Annotated in this window: 18 protein-coding genes; 12 read left to right on the plus strand and 6 right to left on the minus strand. The window is 69.6% G+C overall.

Translation table 11 applies throughout. The annotated features are described in order from the left end of the window. Nucleotides 1-287 precede the first annotated feature (287 nt). Nucleotides 288-1,346, plus strand: a complete 1,059-nt coding sequence (locus tag FNH21_RS05280) for a LacI family DNA-binding transcriptional regulator (protein WP_152812805.1) — start codon at nucleotides 288-290, stop codon at nucleotides 1,344-1,346. Nucleotides 1,347-1,440: 94 nt separating this feature from the next. Continuing rightward, a complete protein-coding gene (locus tag FNH21_RS05285) occupies nucleotides 1,441-2,598 on the plus strand; it encodes an ROK family protein (protein WP_338403160.1) in 1,158 nt (385 codons plus the stop codon). A gap of 173 nt (nucleotides 2,599-2,771) precedes the next feature. Here FNH21_RS05285 and FNH21_RS05290 read toward each other — a convergent pair whose 3' ends face one another. Then, a complete protein-coding gene (locus FNH21_RS05290) occupies nucleotides 2,772-3,011 on the minus strand; it encodes a DUF3073 domain-containing protein (RefSeq protein ID WP_055767377.1) in 240 nt (79 codons plus the stop codon). A gap of 301 nt (nucleotides 3,012-3,312) precedes the next feature. Here FNH21_RS05290 and FNH21_RS05295 point away from each other — a divergent pair, with 301 nt between their 5' ends. Then, nucleotides 3,313-4,383 (plus strand): septum formation family protein, encoded by a 1,071-nt coding sequence (locus FNH21_RS05295; RefSeq protein WP_152812809.1) that lies wholly within the window; start codon nucleotides 3,313-3,315, stop codon nucleotides 4,381-4,383. 72 nt (nucleotides 4,384-4,455) lie between these two features. On the opposite strand, the gene clpB is transcribed toward FNH21_RS05295, so the two are convergent. Further along, nucleotides 4,456-7,068 (minus strand): ATP-dependent chaperone ClpB, encoded by a 2,613-nt coding sequence (gene clpB, locus FNH21_RS05300; RefSeq protein ID WP_191931640.1) that lies wholly within the window; start codon nucleotides 7,066-7,068, stop codon nucleotides 4,456-4,458. A gap of 122 nt (nucleotides 7,069-7,190) precedes the next feature. Beyond that, nucleotides 7,191-7,880 (minus strand): WHG domain-containing protein, encoded by a 690-nt coding sequence (locus FNH21_RS05305; RefSeq protein WP_152812811.1) that lies wholly within the window; start codon nucleotides 7,878-7,880, stop codon nucleotides 7,191-7,193. Between the two features lie 89 nt (nucleotides 7,881-7,969). On the opposite strand from FNH21_RS05305, the gene FNH21_RS05310 reads away from it, so the two are divergent. The 5 genes from FNH21_RS05310 (at nucleotide 7,970) to FNH21_RS05330 (ending at nucleotide 13,606) form a co-directional block, all read left to right on the plus strand. Next, nucleotides 7,970-8,317 (plus strand): DUF2834 domain-containing protein, encoded by a 348-nt coding sequence (locus tag FNH21_RS05310; RefSeq protein ID WP_152812813.1) that lies wholly within the window; start codon nucleotides 7,970-7,972, stop codon nucleotides 8,315-8,317. Continuing rightward, nucleotides 8,314-9,279, plus strand: coding sequence for a hypothetical protein (locus FNH21_RS05315; protein WP_152812815.1), 966 nt, complete (start codon nucleotides 8,314-8,316; stop codon nucleotides 9,277-9,279). Before FNH21_RS05310 ends, FNH21_RS05315 begins: the two co-directional genes overlap by 4 nt. A gap of 102 nt (nucleotides 9,280-9,381) precedes the next feature. Further along, on the plus strand, nucleotides 9,382-11,412 hold the full coding sequence (locus FNH21_RS05320; protein ID WP_152812817.1) for a penicillin-binding transpeptidase domain-containing protein: 2,031 nt from the start codon (nucleotides 9,382-9,384) through the stop codon (nucleotides 11,410-11,412). Between the two features lie 137 nt (nucleotides 11,413-11,549). After that, nucleotides 11,550-13,040, plus strand: a complete 1,491-nt coding sequence (locus FNH21_RS05325; RefSeq protein WP_338403161.1) for a flotillin family protein — start codon at nucleotides 11,550-11,552, stop codon at nucleotides 13,038-13,040. 113 nt (nucleotides 13,041-13,153) lie between these two features. Then, on the plus strand, nucleotides 13,154-13,606 hold the full coding sequence (locus FNH21_RS05330) for a DUF7793 family protein (protein ID WP_152812821.1): 453 nt from the start codon (nucleotides 13,154-13,156) through the stop codon (nucleotides 13,604-13,606). Here FNH21_RS05330 and FNH21_RS05335 read toward each other — a convergent pair. From FNH21_RS05335 to FNH21_RS05345, 3 genes are all read right to left on the minus strand, one after another. After that, a complete protein-coding gene (locus FNH21_RS05335) occupies nucleotides 13,563-13,964 on the minus strand; it encodes a YccF domain-containing protein (RefSeq protein ID WP_152812823.1) in 402 nt (133 codons plus the stop codon). The genes FNH21_RS05330 and FNH21_RS05335 overlap by 44 nt on opposite strands. A gap of 95 nt (nucleotides 13,965-14,059) precedes the next feature. Then, nucleotides 14,060-15,736: a DEAD/DEAH box helicase gene (locus FNH21_RS05340; protein WP_152812825.1), complete on the minus strand. Its 1,677-nt coding sequence runs from the start codon at nucleotides 15,734-15,736 to the stop codon at nucleotides 14,060-14,062. A 211-nt stretch (nucleotides 15,737-15,947) separates the two neighbouring features. Further along, complete coding sequence (locus FNH21_RS05345; RefSeq protein WP_191931641.1) at nucleotides 15,948-16,994, minus strand: substrate-binding domain-containing protein; 1,047 nt, start codon at nucleotides 16,992-16,994, stop codon at nucleotides 15,948-15,950. A 227-nt stretch (nucleotides 16,995-17,221) separates the two neighbouring features. On the opposite strand from FNH21_RS05345, the gene FNH21_RS05350 reads away from it, so the two are divergent. From FNH21_RS05350 to yjfF, 4 genes are all read left to right on the plus strand, one after another. Then, nucleotides 17,222-18,205, plus strand: coding sequence for a substrate-binding domain-containing protein (locus FNH21_RS05350; RefSeq protein ID WP_191931642.1), 984 nt, complete (start codon nucleotides 17,222-17,224; stop codon nucleotides 18,203-18,205). A gap of 99 nt (nucleotides 18,206-18,304) precedes the next feature. After that, a complete protein-coding gene (locus FNH21_RS05355) occupies nucleotides 18,305-19,828 on the plus strand; it encodes a sugar ABC transporter ATP-binding protein (RefSeq protein WP_152812829.1) in 1,524 nt (507 codons plus the stop codon). Continuing rightward, nucleotides 19,825-20,856, plus strand: a complete 1,032-nt coding sequence (locus FNH21_RS05360; RefSeq protein WP_152812831.1) for an ABC transporter permease — start codon at nucleotides 19,825-19,827, stop codon at nucleotides 20,854-20,856. The genes FNH21_RS05355 and FNH21_RS05360 overlap by 4 nt, the downstream gene beginning before the upstream one ends. Continuing rightward, nucleotides 20,856-21,869 (plus strand): galactofuranose ABC transporter, permease protein YjfF, encoded by a 1,014-nt coding sequence (gene yjfF, locus FNH21_RS05365; RefSeq protein ID WP_152812833.1) that lies wholly within the window; start codon nucleotides 20,856-20,858, stop codon nucleotides 21,867-21,869. Before FNH21_RS05360 ends, yjfF begins: the two co-directional genes overlap by 1 nt. Nucleotides 21,870-21,956: the final 87 nt, after the last annotated feature.

Raw genomic sequence — 21,956 nt, forward strand, 5'->3', positions numbered from 1 at the left:
ACAACCACGGCGGCGGAACCGGGCGCCACCGCGGATGCGGGGATTCGCCGGCTGTTCACCGGGGCACAGGACGGCCCACCGCGGCGTCCGCCAGCGCTGCGGGACAGCCAGGGTCGGAAGTTCCTGGGTGAACGCCGTCCGAAAGTTTTGACATCTGCGTCGATAGCCAGGTGGTGTCGAGAGCTTCCGCCGGTCACGCCTCAGCACGAGATCCTCTCCGCAGCGGGGTATACTCCGCACCTGGCGGCGCCTGCATCGCGCTCAGGCGCCGAGGTAAGCTGTCCCGCATGTCGATCCCGGCGGAAGAACCGCGCGTCACCCTCGCCCAGCTGGCAACTGCGGCGGGCGTCTCCCTCTCCACCATCTCCAAGGTGCTGAACGGCCGGTCCGACGTCTCCTCGAAAACCCGATCGAAAGTTGAGGAGCTCCTCGAGGAGCATGGGTACCGGCGCCGCCTCGTGTCCGCCAGTCAGTCCGCCCTGGTGGAACTCGTCTTCCACGAGCTCGAGAGCGCCTGGGCGCTGGAGCTGATCCGCGGGGTGGAGAACGTGGCGCGCGAACACGGGATGAGCGTGGTCCTGACCGAGTCAGGGACGCGGCACGCCCCCGGCCCGGAGTGGATCGAGGGCGTGATGGCCCGCCGTCCCGCCGGCGTCGTGCTCGTCTTCTCCGACCTGCCGCAGGACTATCGGGCCAAGCTGGCAGCCCGCTCCATCCCGTTCGTCATCATCGATCCCGCGGGCGACCCCTCCCCCGACGTCCCGTCCGTCGGGTCGGCGAACTGGTCGGGCGGCATGATGGCCACGCGCCACCTGATCGATCTGGGCCACACGAGGATCGCCACCATCAGCGGCCCCGAGGACATGATGTGCTCCCTCGCACGCATCGACGGCTACCGGTCCGCGATGGGCATGGCCGGCCTGCCGATCGAACCAGGCTTCATCCGGTACGGCAACTTCCACGTGGACGGCGGACGCGACCACGCGTTCACCCTGCTCCGCAGGCCGCACCCGCCCACCGCCATCTTCGCGGGCAGCGACCTGCAGGCGCTCGGCGTGCTCGACGCCGCCCGTCAGATCGGCCTCCGCGTGCCGGACGAGCTCTCGATCGTCGGGTACGACGACCTGCAGCTGGCGCAGTGGTCCAGCCCGGCCCTGACCACCGTCCACCAGCCGCTCATCCAGATGGCGGAGGAGGCCACGCGGATGGTCCTCCGGCTGCGGAACGGCGAGCGGCCCAACAACCTGAGGCTCGACCTCGCGACCAGCCTGGTGGTCCGCCAGAGCACCGCGGCCCCGTCCGAGGGGTCGGCACGGGCGACGACGGCCGCCCAGCAGCGCGCCTGACCGCCACCCGGGCAGGGGCTAAGTGGAGGGTCTGGATACGATGGGGCCTGATCAGGTGGGCGGAGGCCTCCTGCGGAGCGAAGGAGGCCAGGACGTGCGGTCGTCACCCGGCACACTGAACGGTACCGAGGGTCTCCGCGCGCAGAACCTGTCCCAGATCCTGACGATGGTCCACCGCCACGGCCCCCTCTCCCGCTCGGAGCTGACCCGGCGCACGGGTTTCAACCGCTCGACGGTCGGCGCCCTCGTCCTCGCCCTGACCGGGAAGAACCTGGTCCGGGAGACGGAGCCCACCGGCGGCCGCGTGGGACGGCCCAGCCCGATCGTCGAGGCCAACCCCGGTATCGCCGTCCTCGCCGTCAATCCGGACATCGACGCCCTGACGGTCGGCGTCGTCGGGCTCGGCGGCCGGGTGCACGCTCGCGTCCGGCGGGAGACCGACACCCTGCCCACCCTCGACGACACCGTCCGCCTCACCGGGGAGATCGTGGCCGACCTCGACCCCGTCCTCGCAGGGCTCGACCGCCTGCTCGGGGTGGGGATCGCCCTGCCCGGGCTGGTCAATGCCGGGACCGGCCGCGTCCTCGTGGCGCCGCACCTCGGCTGGCGGGACACCGACCTCACCGGACCCTTCGGCTCGGCACTGGCGCTGCCGGCCGTGGCGGCGAACGATGCCTCGCTCGGATCCCTGGCCGAGAGCATCTTCGGCGCCGCCCTCGGTGTTGCGGATGCCGTCTACCTCAATGGGAGCGCGAGCGGCATCGGCGGCGGGATCGTGACCGCTGGCGCGCAACTGGTCGGCAGCCGCGGGTACGGCGGCGAACTGGGGCACACCCTCGTCAGCCCGGGCGGATCTCCCTGCCACTGCGGCCGGTCCGGCTGCCTCGACGCCGAGGTGCGGCTGGAACGCCTGCTGGAGGCGGCAGGAGCGGACGGGGGAGGCATCGAGGCCCTGGAACGCCTGCTGTCCGGAGACCCCGGCAAGGAGGTCCTCGCCGAAGCGGAACGGCAGGTGGGCCTGCTCGCCGTCGCCCTCGTCGACTTCGTCAACATCTTCGACCCCGAGCTGATCGTGCTCGGCGGTTTCCTGGGTTCACTCGTCGGTTTCGCCGGCGCTCGCCTCGAGGACGCGGTGAACGAGGCATCGCTGGCCGGGCGAGTCGACGTCCGCCGCGCGGCACTGGGGCCGGAGCTGCTCCTCGTCGGGGCGGCCGAACTGGCCTTCCAGCCCCTGCTCGCCTCACCCGCCTGACGAGGACGCCCGGTCTGCCCGGCGGCAGTGCCGGGCGGCCCGGCGTGCGCGGACGCGGCGTGGAGCCTGGAGCACGAGGCCACCCTTCGTCGACTTCCGGGCACACAGAACGGCGCATCGCCCGTCAGGGCTGATGCGCCGTGTGCGGTTCACCGGTGGATGCCGGAGCCGGGTCAGCCGGTGCGGCGCGTGCCGCTCCCCTCACCGTCGTCGTCGACCTCGTCGGCGTACTTGTCCGCATATTCCGAGTAGTCAGGCTCGACCGGCTCGATGGGTTCGGTACGTCGGGTGGAAGCACGACTACCCGGGCCTGTGAGCTCTCGCTGCAGTGCCGAATAATCAGTGGACGGGCTGAAGTACTTCATGTCCCGTGCCTGCTTGGTAGCTTTTGCCTTTTGACGGCCGCGCCCCATGGCGTGACCCCCTTTTTGCGTCGATCCGGAGGTGGTCACTGGGGCGCGAGGCCCAAGGCTGCAGCGAGGCCCCGGAGTATTCGGTCAATTTGTCGTAAGTATAGGTTACATGCTTTCGAGGGCACCCCCATGCCGGTCGGTCGACGTGCGGACACGACGCCCCGGTCCGTCACGGACGGGCGCGCGGGCGTCCGGTGGGAGAACAGGACCGTGACGGCGGGGGGTTTGTCGCTAGAGTCGACATCGATGCCGGAGGGCCCCGACCACGAGCCAAGGAACGACGAGGAGACAGCGACCCACCATGAGTGACGAGGAGCAGGAACCGGGGCGTCCCGGCCTCGAGCCGGAGGCTGCGGCCGGCGCAGGACACGACGGTGCAGCGGCAGGCCGACCGGGGACCGAGCAGGGCAGCGATCCGGGCGTCGATCCGGGTCCGGACGCGGGTAGCGGTCAAGGCACCGATCCGGGCGTCGGTCAGGACAGCGATCCGGGTACCGACTCGGACGCCGACGCGGGCGTCGATCAACACATCGATCAAGACATCGAGCAGGGCAGCGATCCTGACACCGACGCAGGAGCACTGCATCCCGGCACGACGGCGGTCGGTCCGGAGGGCGCGGAAGCAGCCCTGGACACGGATCCGGTCGGCGGACCCTACGCCTTCGCCCCACGCGGCGGCGAGGTCGGCCTCGGCGATCCGGGCGTCTATCCGGGCACCGATCCTGCATCCGTGGGCGCGGTAGCCGCCGCAGGAGGCACGGGAGCCGCAGGAGGCACCGGACTGACCACGGGGCGGCCGTCGGGAGAATCCGACGGCAGCCGGTCCGCCCCGGGTGCGACGGCCTGGAACCCCACGACGCCGGAGGGCGGGGCGGACGGGCACCCGAAGCGCGACCGTACGCGCTCACGTCGCGGAGGCCTTCCCCTCCTCCTGGTCACCGGCGGAGGGGTGGTCCTCCTCGGCCTCCTGGTGTGGTTGCTGGTGGCCCTCTTCGGCGGGTCCGACGACGAGGACCGCGTGGACCCCTCGTCGATCGCGGCGGGTGAGTGCCTCGCGGACTTCACCGTGATCACCGAGGAGGCTGTGCTCGTCCAGTGCACCGAGCCCCACAACGCACAGCTCGTGGCCACCGAGGAGTACCCGGAGGACGCCGACTTCCCCGGACGGGACCAGCTCGGGCTCCGCGCGGAGGCCGCCTGCGCCTCTGCGTCGGAGGACATCGATCCGGACGTCGTCACGGTCGACCTGCAGGTCACCCTGCTGCGAGCGACCCCCACTGCCGAGACGTGGGCCGACGGCGACCGGCGCGTCGACTGCTTCGCGGTCGTGGAGGACGGTGACACGATCGCGCAGAGCCTCCTGACCCCCTAGGGACAGGACGATCGAGGGGGAGGGACCCTGCGGTCCCTCCCCCTCGTGCGTGCTCGGCCGGTTCCCCCCTGGTCAGCGCGCGGCGCGGACCACCAGGCCCTCGGCTCCATCCGGGTCCAGGGCGTCCGCCCCGGGCCGGTCCACGACGACGGTGTCGCCGTCGGCGATCTCACCCGCCAGGATGCCTCGCGCCAACCGGTCGCCGATCTCGCGCTGCACGAGCCGACGCAGCGGCCGGGCTCCGTACGCCGGATCGAACCCGGTGAGGGCGAGCCACTCCCCGGCGGCGGCACTGACCTCGAGCTCGAGCCGACGGTCGCGCAGCCTGTCACCCAGCGCCCGGACCTGCAGGTCGACGATCCGCGAGAGCTCATCGAGGCCCAGCGGATCGAAGATCACGACGTCGTCGAGCCGGTTGAGGAACTCGGGCCGGAAGGCGGCGTTGACGGAGGCCATCACTCCCGCCCGCTTCGCGGCGTCGTCGAGCGACGGATCCACGAGGAACTGCGACCCCAGGTTCGAGGTCAGCACGAGGATGACGTTCCGGAAGTCCACCGTGCGGCCCTGACCATCGGTGAGGCGACCGTCGTCGAGCACCTGCAGGAGCAGGTCGAAGACCTCGGGATGAGCCTTCTCCACCTCGTCGAGCAGCACCACGCTGTAGGGCCGGCGGCGGACGGCCTCGGTGAGCTGCCCGCCCTCCTCGTAGCCCACGTACCCCGGCGGGGCACCGACCAGCCGCGCGACGGAGTGCTTCTCCGAGTACTCGGACATGTCGATCCGGATCATGGCCCGCTCGTCGTCGAACAGGAAGTCCGCGAGCGCCTTGGCGAGTTCCGTCTTGCCGACGCCTGTCGGACCGAGGAAGAGGAAGGATCCCGTGGGCCGGTTCGGATCGGACACGCCGGCGCGGGCACGCCGCACGGCGTCGGAGACCGCCGCGACCGCCGTCCGCTGACCGATCAGGCGGGCGCCGATGACCTCCTCCATGGCGAGCAGCTTCTCGCTCTCCCCCTGCAGCATGCGCCCGGCGGGGATTCCCGTCCACGCGGAGATCACCTCGGCGATGTCGTTCGCCGAGACCTCCTCGGCGACCATCAGTTCGGGAGTGTTCGCCGTCTGCTCCTCCGCGGCCTGGGCCTCCCGCAGCTCGCGCTCCACCCGGGGAATCTCGCCGTAGAGGATGCGCGACGCCGTCTCGAGGTCGCCTTCCCGCTGGGCGCGATCGGCGTGCGAGCGCAGGTCGTCGAGCGAGGCCTTGAGGTCGCCCACGCGGTTCAGGCCTGCCTTCTCGGCCTCCCACCGCGCATTGAGTCCGTCCAGTTCCTCCTGGCGGTCGGCCATCTCGGCGCGCAGCGCCTGCAGCCGTTCGGCGGACGCCTCGTCCTTCTCCCGGGAGAGCGCCATCTCCTCCATGTGCATGCGCTCCAGCGATCGGCGCAGCTCGTCGATCTCCACGGGTGCGGAGTCGATCTCCATGCGGAGGCGTGAAGCCGCCTCGTCGACGAGGTCGATCGCCTTGTCGGGGAGCTGCCGGCCCGGAATGTAGCGCTGGGACAGGGTGGCCGCCGCGACCAGGGCGGAGTCGGCGATGGAGACCTTGTGGTGCGCCTCGTACCGCTGCTTCAGGCCGCGCAGGATCCCGATGGTGTCGGGCACGGACGGCTCGCCGACGTACACCTGCTGGAACCGACGTTCCAGCGCCGGGTCCTTCTCGACGTTCTCGCGGTACTCGTCGAGCGTCGTCGCGCCGATGAGGCGCAGTTCCCCGCGCGCCAGCATGGGCTTGAGCATGTTGCCGGCGTCCATGGAGCCCTCGGAGGCACCGGCGCCGACGACGGTATGGAGTTCGTCGATGAACGTGACCACCTGGCCGCCGGACGAGCGGATCTCGTCGAGCACGGCCTTCAGCCGCTCCTCGAACTCGCCACGGTACTTCGCACCGGCGATCATCGACCCGAGGTCGAGGCTGATGAGGGTCTTTCCACGCAGCGACTCCGGGACGTCACCGGCGACCATGCGCTGGGCGAGGCCCTCGACGACGGCGGTCTTGCCGACGCCGGGCTCGCCGATGAGCACGGGATTGTTCTTGGTGCGACGGCTGAGGACCTGGACCACGCGGCGGATCTCGGCGTCCCGCCCGATCACGGGGTCCAGCTTGCCGCTCCGGGCCACCTCCGTGAGGTCCACGCCGAACTTCTCGAGGGCCTGGAAGGTGTTCTCGGGGTCGGGGGTGGTGACGCGGCGGTCGCCTCGCACGCCGGGCAGGGCCGAGGCGAGCGCTTCGCGGGTGAGCCCGAGACCGCGGAGGATCGAACCCGCGGCCCCGCCGTCGGCGGAGAGGGCGAGCAGAAGGTGTTCGGTCGAGACGAACTGGTCGCCGAGTGTCTCCGCCTCCTGCTGGGCTGCGCTGACGACATTCAGCGCGCCGCGGGAGAACTGCGGCTGCGCCACGGAGGAGCCGGACGACGACGGCAGGGCCTTGATGGCGGAGCTCGCCTGCACACTGATGGTGTCCGGGTCGGCGCCGGCGGCCTTCAGGAGCGCGACGGCGATGCCGTCGCGCTGGTCCATGAGCGCCTTGAGGAAGTGCGGTGCGTCGATCTGTGCGTTGCCCGCCGTGGAAGCGTTCATGGCCGCCGCCGACAGCACCTCACGGCTCTTGGTGGTGAAATTGGTATCCACGCGCGGTTCCTCCCCTGGTCGTGCAGTTCGCTGGACTATATTGAGTGTACTCGGCTCAACTTTGGCCGGCAGGGGTTGCGCCCCGCGCTTCGCCGTGGGTGAACGGGAAGCACGCCACCTCGTCAGCTCGCGACCGGCACCAGGAGGTCGGCGAGGAGTTCCTCGAGCTGCTCCTCGGCGAAGGCCGAGGCATCCTCGCCGAACACCCAGCGCAGATGCCCCGCGACCTCGACCGAGACGATCCCGAGCATCCGGTGCCAGCCGACGATGAAGGGACGGACCTCCCCCGGACGCATGGGCAGGCCGAGACGGGATGCGGTCGCGGCGAGCGAGGCGCGCACGCCCGGCGACAGGACACCGTCGTCGACCGTGCGGAGCCTGCCCGCCGCCAGCGCCTCGACGAAGAGCGAGCCGAAGAGGCCACCGAAGCGCTGCCCCGCGTCCACCGTGGGGCCACCCTCGGGCGCGGCGTAGTGCATCAGTGGGGTGCCATAGACGAGGCCGAACTCGGGCCGGTGCTGCAGCGCCCAGGCGCGGAAGGCCAGTGTCGCGGCGCGGATCCGGCCCTCGACGTCGTCCGGGGGGCAGGCCTTCAGTGCGTCCAGGCACGCCGCGGTGACCTCGTCGGTGCACGCGGTGATCAGCAGGGTCAGCAGGTCGTCACGCCCCCGGACGTACCGGTACAGCGCGGGTGCGGTGACGCCGAGGCGTCGGGCCACCTCCCGGACGACGATCGCATCGGGCCCCCCTTCCACCAGCAGGGTGCGACTCGTCGCCACCAGGGCGTCCAGGGTCAGGGGCGTGGTCGCCACGGAAGGAACCTCATCTCTGGGGGGTTGTGCGGTGAACACTGTTCACCCTACTCTGTGTGAACAGTGTTCACCCGACCTGAGGAGACTCGATGCGCACCCCCTATCTGGTCCTCGCCGTCATCGGCGGCGCGGGCACCTGGTTCTTCAACCTCCGCTCCATGGCGGCGGGTGAGGACTACGTGGCGGGCTGGTTCGCGAGCGCCGCGTCCTCGTCGGCCGCCGTCGACGTCATCGTCGTCGCGTTCGTCGCGTGCATGTTCATGGTGCTCGAGGGCAGACGGCTCGGCATGTCACGGGCCGTCTGGCTCCTCGTCCCCCTGAGCCTCGTCGTCGCCATCGCATTCACCTTCCCCGTCTTCCTGGCGTGGCGGGAGCACCACCTGCTGCGGAGCACCGACGCCCGCGCCGCGGCCCTGCCGGAGTCGGTGGCTCCGTGAGGTACACCGCCCTGCTGCGGGCCGGATGGCGGGTCAGCCCGGCGCTGATGGTCCTGCTCGCCTGCGCCGTCGCGGTCCTGCCCGTGGCCGCGGTGCTCGCCGTGGCCGATCCCACGCTGGTCGCCGGCGCCCCCGCCTGGAACAAGCCGCTCAAGTTCGCCCTGTCCTTCATCGCCTTCGCGCCCGTGATGCTCTGGATCTTCGGGCGGATCGAGCGCGGCCGGCCCACCCGCGCGGCGCTCGAGGTGCTCGGCTGGGCCCTGATCGCCGAGCTGGCCATCCTCGTGGTCCAGGCCGCACGTGGCAGGGCCTCCCACTTCAACACCGCGACACCGCTGGACGGTGCCCTCTGGGCCGCCATGGGTGCGGGCATCGGCATCTTCTCCATCGGCGTCATCATCGTCGGAGTCGTCCTCGCGCGGCGGCGGCTCGACGGCGGACTCGGGCTCGCGGTCCAGCTGGCCGTCACCCTCATGACCGTCGGCGCCCTGAGCGGGTACGTCATGACCGGTCCCCGGTCCGGCCAGACCGGGACGGGGCCCGTGACGGGAGGCCACACCGTCGGTGCGATCGACGGCGGTCCGGGCCTGCCCCTGCTGGGCTGGTCGACCGAGTACGGTGACAGCCGCGTCGCCCATTTCGTCGGCCTCCACGCCCTGCAGGCCGTTCCGCTCGTCGCCCTCGTCCTCGCGTGGCTGGTCGGTCGCGGCGTACTGCAGCTGACGGTGCGTCGGCAACGCCATATCGTCGCCGCCTCCGCGGCGGCCTATCTCGGACTGATGGTCACGCTGTTCGTCCAGGCGCAGCGGGGCCAGTCCGTCGTCGCACCCGACGCCGTGACCCTCGCGCTGGCCGCCGCGCTCGTCGTCGTCCCCGCGACGGTGGCCCTCGTCCTCGCGCTGCGCGGCGACGCGGTGCCGATCGCGTCCGCAGGCGGCGCACCGAAGGCCTTCATCCGCTGACCCCGATGGTCCGCCGGTGGATCGTGGATCACGATCCCGCCGCGAGGACGGTACGGCAGGTCCCGGACGGCACATCCGCGCTTCTCCGACATAATGGGCCCCATGGGGAAACTTCACCGCGCCACGGCCGTCCTGACGACCGCAGTCCTCGCCCTCACGCTGGCAGCCTGCACCGACGACCGCCCCACGGCCGAGGACGCGGCGGGCACCCTCGCCGACGGCCTCGCGCAGCTCGACGTCGCACAGTCCGCCTTCACCTCGATGCAGCCCGCCGAGGTCACCGACGAGCTCGCCGCGATCACCGAGGGATTCGGCCCGGGAGCACCGCAGGTCTCCGTCTCGGGCGTCGAGGAGACGGGCGAGGACACCGCGACGGCGACCCTCGACTACGTGTGGGACCTCGACGAGAGCGACGAGGACTGGACCTACAGCACGACGGCGGACCTCACGCGCGTCGAGGACGTGTGGCAGGCCGCGTGGGAGCCCCGGGTCTTCGTCCCGGATCTGCTGCCCGGAGAGAAGCTCACCCTGACGAGCGTGCCCAGTGACCGCGGCGACATCACCGGGGCCGGCGGCGAGGTCATCGTGACACAGCGACCCGTGATCCGCGTCGGCATCGACAAGCTGCAGGTACCGGAGGCGGAGCAGGCGGCTTCGGCCCGGGCGCTCGCCACCCTGCTGGAGCTCGACCCCGCGACCTACGAGCAGCAGGTGGCGGAGGCGGGAGCAGAGGCCTTCGTCGTCGCCCTCGTCCTGCGGGACGATCCCACGCGTACCGTCACCGACGCACAGATCGACGCCATCCCCGGGGCCCTGCGCCAGGCGGACACCCTCGAACTCGCACCCACCCGCACCTTCGCCAGGGAACTGCTCGGCAGCGTCGGCGAGGCCACGGAGGAGCTCGTCGAGCAGTCCGACGGCGCCGTCCGGGCAGGTGACATCACGGGCCTCGGCGGACTGCAGCTGCAGCACAACGAGCAGCTCGCCGGAACGCCGGGCCTCGCGGTGGACGCCGTCCCGGCGGAGACCCCCGGCACCCCCTCGCAGCGGCTCTTCGCGAAGCCCGCCGTCGACGGGGAGGATCTCGCCACGACCCTCGATCCGCGCCTCCAGAGCCTCGGGGAGGACGTCCTCGCCGACGAACCCTCGGCGTCGTCGATCGTCGCCATCCGACCCAGCACGGGCGAGATCCTCGCCGCCGCGAACGGACCGGGCAGCGAGGGCCTGCAGACGGCGCTGCTCGGCCAGTACCCGCCGGGATCCACCTTCAAGGTCGCCACGAGCCTCGCGCTGCTCCGGCAGGGCTTCACGCCCGAGTCACCCACGGAGTGCTCCGAGGAGGTGACCGTGGACGGCCGCCGGTTCAACAACGCGGGGACGTTCCCCGCCCAGTTCATCGGGACCATCCCGCTGCTCGAGACCTTCGCGCAGTCCTGCAACACCGGATTCATCGCGGCAAGGGACGAGATCACGCAGGCGGAGCTCGCGCGTGCGGCATCGGACCTCGGGATCGGCGTCGAAGCGTCCATCGGCACCCCGGCGTTCTTCGGGTCCGTGCCCACCGAGGCCGAGGGTACCGCACACGCCGCTGCCATGATCGGCCAGGGCGAGGTCCTCGTCTCGCCGCTGACGCTCGCCACCATGGCGGCGTCCGTCGGCGCAGGGGTTCGCGTGACGCCCACGCTGCTCGCGGCGGGTGAATCGACGGAGCTCGATCCCGGGTCGGAGGATGCGGCCGCCTCCGACGCCCCGACCGATGACGCGGCGCCGCCGACGGACGGGGCGTCGGGTTCCCCGTCGTCCGACCCTGCAGCCACGTCGCCGTCGTCCTCGGTGGACGAGGACGCTGCGCCCTCCGCCTTCACCGGCGCCGAATCGGCGACCCTGAAGGCGCTCATGGCTGCCGTCGTCGGCCAGGGCGGTGCGCAACTGCTGCAGGACGTCCCCGGTGAGCCGGTCCTGGCCAAGACGGGCACCGCCGAGTTCGGCAGCGAGACCCCGCCACGGACCCATGCATGGGTCGTCGCGATCCAGGGCGACCTCGCCGTGGCCGTCTTCGTCGAGGAGGGCGAGCTCGGATCCACCTCCGGCGGGCCCCTCATGCAGGCGTTCCTGGCGGGCGCGGGGTCCTGATCCCGGGCAGGTAACGGTTTGTCCACTTTCACGGCTTGGGGGTCAGAGAAGCATCATGCATCGCATAGGTTGAGGTTCCCGGCGGTGTCATGTCCCGCCTTCCGCAGTTCCAGCAGTTGACCGTTGAAAGGGTCGCAGTGGATTTCTCCTTCATACCGTTCGTCATCGGCGCCATCGTCCTCGTCGTCGTCCTCATCGTCGTGGCGATCCTCGCGAAAATGGCTCTCCATATCGCCAGTCCCGACCAGGCGCTGATCATCTCGTCCAAGGACAACAAGGGCCAGCCCGACGTCGACAGCCAGCGCGTCGTCTTCGGCCGCGTCTTCATCAACCCCTTCGCGCAGCGCGCCTACCCGCTCTCGCTCGCGTCCCGCCAGGTGTCCCTCCGCATCGAGGGCATCTCACTCAACGGGATCAAGCTGCACCTCACCGGCGTCGCCCAGGTCAAGGTCGGCGGAGACGCCGACGCGGTCCGCAAGGCCGCACAGCGCTTCCTCAACCAGCAGGACGCCATCGACCACTACACGCAGGAGACGCTCTCGGGCTCGCTGCGGTCGATCGTGGGAACCCTGACCGTCGAGTCGATCATCCGCGACCGCGCCACCTTCGCCAAGAGCGTGAAGGAGGAGGCGGAGCACTCCATGCACAACCAGGGCCTGGAGATCGACACCTTCCAGATCCAGTCCGTCGACGACGACTCCGGCTACCTGAAGAACCTCGGGCGCCCCGAGGCCGCATCCGCGGAGCGCAACGCGAAGATCGCCGAAGCCCGCTCGGTGCAGGAATCGGAGCAGGCCCGTGCCATCTCCGACGAGCAGGTCGCCCTGGCGCAGCAGCAGCTGACCATCCGTCGCGCCGAACTCAAGGAAGCCGCGGACGCCCGCCAGGCGCGTGCCGACGCCGCCGGCCCCTTGGCCCAGGCCGAGCAGAACGAACAGGTCATCATCCGCGAGCAGCAGGTCGCCCTGCGGCGTGCGGAACTGCGCGAGCGCGAGCTCGACACCGAGGTCCGCAAGCCCGCGGACGCCGACAAATACCGGCTCATCCAGCAGGCCGACGCGAAGCTCGAAGAGCGCCGCCGTGCCTCGGAGGCCACCGAGATCGAAGCGCGCGTCGACCTCGCCAAGCGGAAGCTCAGCGCCGAAGGTGATCGCGTGGCCGCCGAGGCGGACGCCGCCGCGAACACCGCGCGCGGTAACGCGGAGGCCGCCATCAACGAGGCGAAGGGTCGCGCGGAGGCGGCGGTCATCGCGTCACGCGGTGCTGCCGAGGCGCAGTCCACGGAGGCACGCGGCAAGGCGGAGGCAGCCGGTATCGCGGCCCAGGCCGAGGCCTACAAGCAGTTCAACCAGGCGGCCATCCTGTCGAAGGTCCTCGAGGTCCTGCCGTCGATGGCGCGGGAGATCGCGGCGCCGATGTCCGCCATCGACACCATGACCGTCGTCTCCACCGACGGCGCGAGCCAGCTCAGCAAGAACGTCACGAGCGGCGTCCAGCAGACCACCCAGATGGTCAAGGACACCACCGGGCTGGACATCATCGGCCTGCTCGGCGATCTCCTCAAGAACGCCGACAAGCCCGGTCAGCACGGCTCCGGCGGATCCTCGGCGGTCAGCGGAGCGGAGTAGGAGTAGGAGTAGGAGTAGGACAGGGCCAGGGGGCCGCTGCAGCCATCGGCGCAGCGGCCCCCTCGTCGTTCGACGACGGCCCGCACCCAGTACCGTCGCAGGTGGAGGACAGCATGGACTTCGCGGACCACGTCCCGCAGGGTGCGCGCTTCACGCCGCACCACGTGCCACCGGACATCGTCATGGTCGAATGGCAGCCCTGCATCGCTCTCACCGACGGCGACGCCGAGCACATCATGGGGTTCATGCGCTCGGCCGGGACGGCACCGCGCCCCCTGCTGGTGCACCCCCAGGACATGCGCTCCATCAGCCGCAACGCCCTGGCGGCCTTCGCCGAGACGGGCTGGGTCTCACGCATGGCGGTGACGGGCCGGTCCCTGATCGACGGGTTCCTGCTCGAGATCTACGACGAGCTCTACCGTCCACCCTACGAGGTGCGGCACTTCGAGGTGGATGCCGCCGCCCTCGCCTGGTTGCGCTCGCCCGACACCCCGATCGGTCCGGTCTCGCGCCGCCGCAGGATCAGCGGTAGGTCGGCAGATAGGTTCCCGACGACGGGACGATGACCTTGCCGAGCGGTGCGAGGGACACCGGTATCAGTTTCAGGTTGGCGATCCCGAGGGGGATGCCGATGATGCTGACGAACATCGGGATGGCGGTGAGCACATGACCGATGGCGATCCAGATCCCGGCGACCAGCAGCCAGATCACGTTACCGATGCTCGACACGGCCGTGACCCTGCCGCCCCGGTTGACGACGGTCTGTCCGAAGGGCCACAGGGCGTAGACGCCGATCCTGAACGAGGCGATGCCGAACGGGATGGTCACGATCAGGAGGCAGCAGACGATTCCCGCGAGGAAGTAGCCGAGCGCGAGCCAGATGCCGCCGAACAGGAGCCAGATGACGTTCAGGAGTGCGTTCATCCCACCATTGTTCCGCACACGGCACGCCGCGCGCTCGCCCGGAACGCAGGAGGGACCGTACCCGGTGGGTACGGTCCCTCATCGCGCAACCGGTGCTAGCGGGTCCGGCGGTCGTTCGATGCCGGCGCGCTGGCCCTGCGGGAGCCGGCCGGACGGCGGGCACCCTCGGCGCGCGGGGCGGACGACGGCGCGTGGCTGCGCTGGCCACCCGCGGCGGGCGCGGACGTGCTGGACCAGCGGACGGCGTCGCCCACGCGCTGCCCCGAGGCGGGACGCCGGCTGCGCGTCGACGTCTCCGATGCCGTGCGGGGCTCCTCCGAACGGCGGCGCGAGCCCCCGGCCTTGGCCCCCGACCCGGTGTCGGAGCCGAACCGCGGCGCCTGGGGCTGGTCCTTACGGCGCTCGGCCCGGTTGCCCTGGGCCGACTGCGGCTCGGCGGAGACGCGTCCGCGGCCGCCACGACCGCCGCGTCCACCGGCCGACGGCGACGCCGAGCCGCGGCGCGCGCGCTTCCGCTCGGCGTTCGCGCCGGTCGAGGTGCCTTCGCCGCGCACCGTCTCGCGCTGGGCGAGGAGGGCCGCACGCGTCCGCGGATCGATCTTCTCGGCGATGTCACCCGTGAGGGTCAGCACGAGCGGCGAGGTCGCCCGCACGGTCTCGAACGCGACATCCACCCCGGCAGCCTTCATGAGCTTGTGGACCTCGGACTTCTGCTCGGGCAGGGTGATCGTGACCACCGTTCCCGAGGAGCCTGCCCGGGCCGTCCGGCCCGAGCGGTGCAGGTACGCCTTGTGCTCGGTGGGCGGGTCCACGTGCACGACGAGCTCGACGTCGTCGACGTGAACGCCGCGCGCAGCGACGTCGGTCGCGACGAGCACGCGGACGTCACCCGTGGAGAACTCCGCGAGGTTGCGGTCGCGGGCGTTCTGCGACAGGTTGCCGTGGAGGTCGACGGCGGGGATGCCGGCGTCGGTCAGGGTCTTCGCGAGCTTGCGGGCATGGTGCTTGGTGCGCATGAACAGCAGGCGGCGCCCGGTTCCCGAGGCGAGCTGCACGATGAGCTGCTTCTTCTGCGTCTGGTCGCCGACCATGAGCACGTGGTGCTCCATGGTGGTGACCGCGGCCTGCGGGTCGTCCACCGAATGGGTGACGGGGTTGGTCATGTACCGGTTGACCACCTTGTCCACGCCGTTGTCGAGGGTGGCCGAGAAGAGCAGGCGCTGGCCGTCCTTCGGCGTGGTGTCGAGGAGCTTCTTCACGACGGGCAGGAAGCCGAGGTCGGCCATGTGGTCCGCCTCGTCGAGGATGGTGATCTCCACGGACTCGAGCGTGATGAGCCGCTGGCGCATCAGGTCCTCGAGGCGGCCCGGGCAGGCGATGACGATGTCGACGCCCGCGCGCAGGGCCTTCTCCTGGCGCTGCTGGGACACCCCGCCGTAGATGACGGTGGTGTTGAGGCCGAGCTGCTTCGCGAGCGGCTCGACGGTGGCGTTGATCTGGGTGGCGAGCTCACGCGTCGGAGCGAGGACGAGGGCCAGCGGCCGTCCCGGCTTGCGGCGGTAGGCCGCTTCCTGCTCGGCGAGTCGGGAGACCATCGGGAGGGCGAAGGCCAGGGTCTTGCCCGAGCCGGTGCGGCCGCGTCCGAGGACGTCGCGTCCGGCCAGGGAGTCCGGGAGGGACTTGACCTGGATGGGGAATGGTTCGGTGATCCCCTGCGCGGCGAGGTTCTCGACCAGCGCTTTGGGCACACCGAGGGCAGCAAAAGTAGTCATGTGAAGTACACGAACTTTCTTCTCATCTTCCCCGGCGCCGGTTGGCACAGGGGTTCGCCGAAGAAAAGTCAGACAGTGTCCACCGCGCTCACGATTCTGGGAGCTTTGTGCGGGACAAAAGAATGCGTTCTATCGACGCAGGCTGCGCGCTGAACTGGCTGATGGTACGCCGTGCGCAGGCAAGTAGGTCCAGTTTATCAGCACTGGCGGCTCACCCCTGCATGGGGACCCGCTCCGGGCCACCGCCGTCGTCGTCTGCTCGAACCGGCCCCGTACTCGCTCGGACGATCAGCCGGGGCTGGAGGGATCCTGCTGCGCCGAGCGCCTGCAGACCGAGCAGCTCGTCGATGCAGCGGCGACCGAGGTCGTGGAACTCCTGCCGAAGCGTGGTGAGGGACGGCTCGTAGTACTCGGCCTCGGGAACATCGTCGAAGCCGATCACACTCACCCGGCCCGGCACCTCACAGCCTCGCTGTCTGAGGGCCTTCAACAGTCCCAGCGCCATCTGGTCGTTGCCGACGAAGAACGCCGTGGGAAGCCGTCCGAGCTCCACGCCGAGGCCCGCATCGTAGCCCGATCGCGCACTCCAGTCGCCATGGAGCAGCAGCCCCTCCTCCAGCCCGTGCCGCGCGAGCGCCGACCGCCAGCCTGCGAGCCTCCGTTGCGCATCCACCCAGTCGGCGGGCCCGGCCAGGTGTGCAATCCGCCGGTGTCCAAGTGAAACGAGATGCTCGACCGCACTCGCAGCCGCACTCTCCTGATCCAGCGCTACGTCACCGCCACGATGACCGCCTCCACCGACGGTCAGCATCGGGATGCCTGACTGCATCGTGGCCAGCACCTCCAGCGCAGAGACGTGCGGCGTGAGCGCGATGACGCCCTCCACACCGTGATCGAGCAGATCACTGAGTGCCTCGTCCACGGTCGGCGCGGAGTAGTCCTTCAGGGTGACCACGGTCAGGAAATAGCCGGCACGACGCGCTGCGTCCTGGACCCCCATCAGGACGCTCGAGGGTCCGTACTGCGAGAGTTCGCCCGCGAGGACCCCGATCGAGTGGGTCCTGCCCGTCGCGAGCGAACGGGCAGCAGCATTGGGCCGGTAGTCGAGCTCGAGGATGGCCGCGTGCACCTTCCGCCGGGTGGCGTCGCTGACGTTCGGCCTTCGGTTGACCACCCGCGACACGGTCTGGTGTGAGACACCCGCGAGGGAGGCGACATCGGTCAGGCTGGGGCTCCGCGGTGTCGTCGCCGCTGCCACAGGACCTCCTTCCTCCGTCCGCCCCCACAATTTCTGACCCGACCCTACAGGCTGGACGGGTCTACATCGATGGAGGGGCGCGTAGCCGATGCACGAGTCCGAAACGTGACACAAATCACTTGACCCGCAAATTGTTAGCGTTCACAATCGACCGCAGGGCACGAAGCCCCGCGCAGCAATGAAGGTGCAGATGCCCTTGCTGTGGTCCCCAGATCCAGGAGGCAGCAGTGCTCAAGAAGACTTTCGTCACGGTCGCCGCAGCGACGACCCTCGCCCTCACCGCCTGCGGCGGAGGCACCGATGCCGGCACCGGAGCCGGCGGCGGATCGGGTGACGGCATCACCATGGGATTCGCACAGGTGGGAGCCGAGAGCGGGTGGCGGTCCGCCAATACGAAATCCGTGCAGGACGCCGCCGAGAAGGCCGGCGTCGACCTCAAGTTCTCCGATGCCCAGCAGAAACAGGAGAACCAGATCAAGGCGCTCCGCTCCTACATCCAGCAGCAGGTGGACGTCATCGCCTTCTCCCCCGTCGTCGAATCCGGCTGGGACACGGTGCTCAAGGAAGCGAAGGACGCCGGTATCCCCGTCATCCTCACCGATCGCGCAGTCGACTCCTCGGACACATCGCTCTACAAGACCTTCCTCGGCTCGGACTTCGTCGAGGAGGGCAAGAAGGCCGGCGACTGGCTCGTGGAGGACTCGGCGTCGACCGACGGCCCCATCAACATCGTCGAACTGCAGGGCACCACGGGTGCGGCGCCCGCCATCGATCGTAAGGAAGGTTTCGAGGCTGCGATCGCGGCGGATCCGGACCTCGCGATCGTGGAGTCCCAGACGGGCGACTTCACCCGCAGTGGAGGCAAGCAGGTCATGGAGGCGTTCCTCAAGAACACCCCGGACATCGACGTCGTCTACGCCCACAACGACGACATGGGGCTCGGCGCGATCGAGGCCATCGAGGCCGCCGGGAAAGTACCCGGCAAGGACATCAAGATCATCACCGTCGACGCCGTCAAGGACGGCATGACCGCACTGGCCGACGGGAAGATCAACTACATCGTCGAGTGCAACCCGCTGCTCGGTGAGCAGCTGATGGACCTCGCCGCGAAGGTCGTGGCGGGCGAGGAGGTGCCCGAGCGGGTCGTGACCGAGGAGTCGGCCTTCACACCGGAGCAGGCGAAGGAAGTCCTCGCCAGCCGGGAGTACTGAACCGACCGCCTCCGAGACCACGACGTGGATACACACGTCGACGACACCAGGGATGCGGTGGGCCTCGCCCACCGCATCCCGCAAGGGAAAGACAGCTGAATGAACGAGATCGTCCCCGTCGTGGACCTGCGCGGCATCTCCATCGAGTTCCCGGGGGTCAAGGCCCTGGACGGCGTCGATCTCCGCCTGTTCCAGGGCGAGGTCCACGCGCTCATGGGAGAGAACGGTGCAGGAAAATCGACGCTGATCAAGGCCCTGACCGGCGTCTATGCGATCGACAGCGGGACCATCACCGTCCTCGGGGAGCAGCATCGATTCGCCGGCCCGGCCGAAGCGCAGGACGCGCGCATCAGCACGGTGTACCAGGAGGTCAATCTCTGCCCGAATCTCTCGATCGAGGAGAACATCCTCCTCGGCAGGGAACCGCACCGCAGGGGAGGTATCCACTGGAAGGAGGTGCGCCGCAGGGCCAGGGCCGTCCTCGAGCAGCTGAATCTCGGCCACCTCGATCCGGGATCCGTGCTCTCCTCGCACTCCATCGCCATCCAGCAACTGGTCGCGATCGCACGCTCGGTGCAGGTGGATGCGAAGGTGCTGATCCTCGACGAGCCGACCTCCAGCCTCGACACGGAGGAGGTGCAGCAACTCTTCGCGGTCATCCGCTCGCTGCGGGACAACGGCGTCGCCATCCTCTTCGTCTCGCACTTCCTCGAACAGGTCTATGAGATCTCGGACCGCATGACGGTGCTGCGCAACGGCAGGCTCGTCGGTGAGTTCATGACGAGGGAGCTCCCCCGCATGTCGCTCATCTCGAAGATGATGGGCAAGGAACTCGACGCCCTGACGGAGCTCGACCGATCGGACGTCCGTGCGCGGCCGGACAGGACCGACGCCGTACCGCTCCTCCTGGCGGAGAAGCTCGGACGGAAGGGGTCCGTCGGCAACGTGGACATCGCCCTGTACGAGGGACAGATCCTCGGTCTGGCCGGTCTCCTGGGATCGGGCCGGACGGAGACCGCCCGACTCCTCTTCGGAGCGGACCGTGCGGATCAGGGACAGCTCACCATCAGGGGGACCGCCCAGACCCTGAGATCACCCCGGTCCGCCATCGACCACGGCATCGCCTTCTCCTCCGAGAACCGCAAGGAGGAGGGACTGATCGGTGACCTCTCGGTCCGGGACAATCTCGTCCTGGCGATGCAGGCGAGCCAGGGGTGGCTGAGGAGGATCCCTGCCCCTCAGCAGGATCAGCTGACCGAGAAGTTCATCGCCGCACTGGACATCCGACCCGCCAACAAGGACGCGCTGATCCGCAACCTGAGCGGCGGGAACCAGCAGAAGGTCCTCCTGGCACGCTGGCTGATCACGAACCCGAAACTCCTCATCCTCGACGAACCGACCCGCGGGATCGACATCGGCGCCAAGACGCAGATCCAGAAGCTCATCAGCACCCTCGCCGCGGACGGCATGTCGATCATCTTCATCTCCGCGGAACTCGAGGAAGTGCTGCGCCTGAGCGACCACATCGCCGTCCTCAAGGACCGACGCATGGTTGCCGACCTACCCAACGACGGAGTCACCATGGAGGACGTCATGACGATCATCGCCGGATCCGCCGCATGAACGCGCTGCTGAAGCACCGCCTGACCTGGCCGGTCCTCGCCCTCGTCCTCCTGCTCCTCCTGAATCAGGTGTTCCGTGCCGATTTCCTGTCCGTCCGCCTTCAGGACGGCCACCTGTACGGCAGCCTGATCGACATCCTCCGCAACGGAGCACCGACCATCCTCATCGCCCTCGGGATGACCCTCGTCATCGCGTCCCGCGGGATCGATCTCTCGGTGGGGGCTGTCGCCGCCATCGCCGGCGCCGTCTCCTGCACCTACATCTACACGTCCCCGGACCCGTCCTCGCTGCAGACCGCAGCGGTCGCGGTGGCTCTGGCCGTGGTGGCAGGGCTGGTCCTCGGTCTGTGGAACGGGTTCCTCGTGTCCGTCGTCGGCATCCAACCCATCATCGCGACCCTCGTCCTGATGACGGCCGGGCGGGGTCTGGCACAACTCGTCACCGACGGGCAGATCATCTCCGTGTCCAACGATTCCTACCAGTCGATCGGGGCGGGCTTCGTCCTCGGCCTGCCCATCTCCATCCTCATCGCCGCAGCGGCCTTCCTCGCCGCCGGGCTCCTGACCCGGCGCACCGCCCTCGGAACCCTCATCGAGGCCGTCGGGATCAATCCGGTGGCCAGTCGCCTCGCCGGCCTGAACGCACGCACCATCACGATGGCGGTCTACGTGTTCAGCGGGCTGTGCGCCGCCGTCGCCGGCCTCATGATCAGTTCCAACGTGACGGCGGCGGACGCCAACAATGCCGGCCTCTACATCGAGATGGACGCCATACTCGCCGTCGTGATCGGTGGGACCTCGCTGGCCGGCGGTCGGTACAGCCTCGTCGGAACCCTGATCGGAGCACTCATCATCCAGACGCTGACCACCACCGTCTACACGCTCGGCATCCCCCCGGAGGTGACCCTGGTGTTCAAGGCCCTGGTCGTGATCATCGTGTGCCTGCTGCAGTCGAGCCGGGCCCGGACCCTGCTCAAGCAACGCAGACGACCCGTCACCGCGACCTCCGACGTGAAGGTGGCCATCTGATGTCCGTCGTCACCCGGACCCCCGCACCCCTGAACCGGACCCGCATCAGCCTGCTCGAGGGAAAGGCGCGCTACGCCCCCACCCTGGCGACCGTAGGCCTGTTCCTGGCGATGTTCGCCGCCGGCGCGGTCATGTATCCCGGCTTCCTGTCCGGTCAGGTCTTCCTCAACCTCCTCGTCGACAACACGTTCCTCATCGTCCTCGCCGTGGGCATGACCTTCGTGATCCTCACCGGCGGAATAGACCTCTCCGTCGGGTCCGTCGTCGCCCTGTCCATGATGATCGCCGCAGCCCTCCTGCAGGCCGGCTGGAACCCCGTCGCCGTCATCGCGCTGGTCCTCCTGACCGGGGCCACCTTCGGACTCCTCATGGGCCTCGTCATCCAGGTCTTCGAGATCCAGCCCTTCATCGTGACCCTGGCCGGGCTCTTCCTCGCCCGCGGTCTCTGCTACGTGATCAGCGTCGATTCGATCACCGTCACCGATCCCTTCTTCACGGCCATGGCCCAGGCCCGCATCCCCCTCGGCGGACGGATGTTCATCTCTCCCGGTGTCGTGATCGCACTCCTCGTGGTCGCCCTCGCCTTCTACGTCCTGCACCAGACCCGGTTCGGACGCACCGTCTACGCCATCGGCGGTGGGGAGTCCTCCGCCCTCCTGATGGGACTGGCCGTACCCCGGACGAAGGTGCTCGTCTACGGGATCAGCGGGCTGTGCTCGGCCGTCGCCGGCGTCCTCTTCTCCTTCTACAGCCTCTCCGGATACAGTCTCGCGGCCACCGGACTCGAACTGGACGCGATCGCGGCGGTCGTGGTCGGCGGGACGCTTCTCACCGGCGGCTACGGGTACGTGCTCGGCTCCCTCGCCGGCGTCCTCATCCTCGGCATCGTGCAGACGTTCATCTCCTATGAGGGCACCCTCAGCTCCTGGTGGACACGCATCGTGATCGGCGCCCTGCTGCTGGCCTTCATCCTGCTGCAGAAACTCTTCTCCCGAAAAGTCACGGTCACCTGACAGGTGCCCGCGACCGGATCCGGGAGACCCCGGACCGGTGTGCCGTCGGGGGCGCGATACCCCGGCGGTGCACCGACGTGGCGAACC

Source organism: Arthrobacter bussei (genome assembly GCF_009377195.2).
GTDB lineage: Bacteria > Actinomycetota > Actinomycetes > Actinomycetales > Micrococcaceae > Arthrobacter_D > Arthrobacter_D bussei.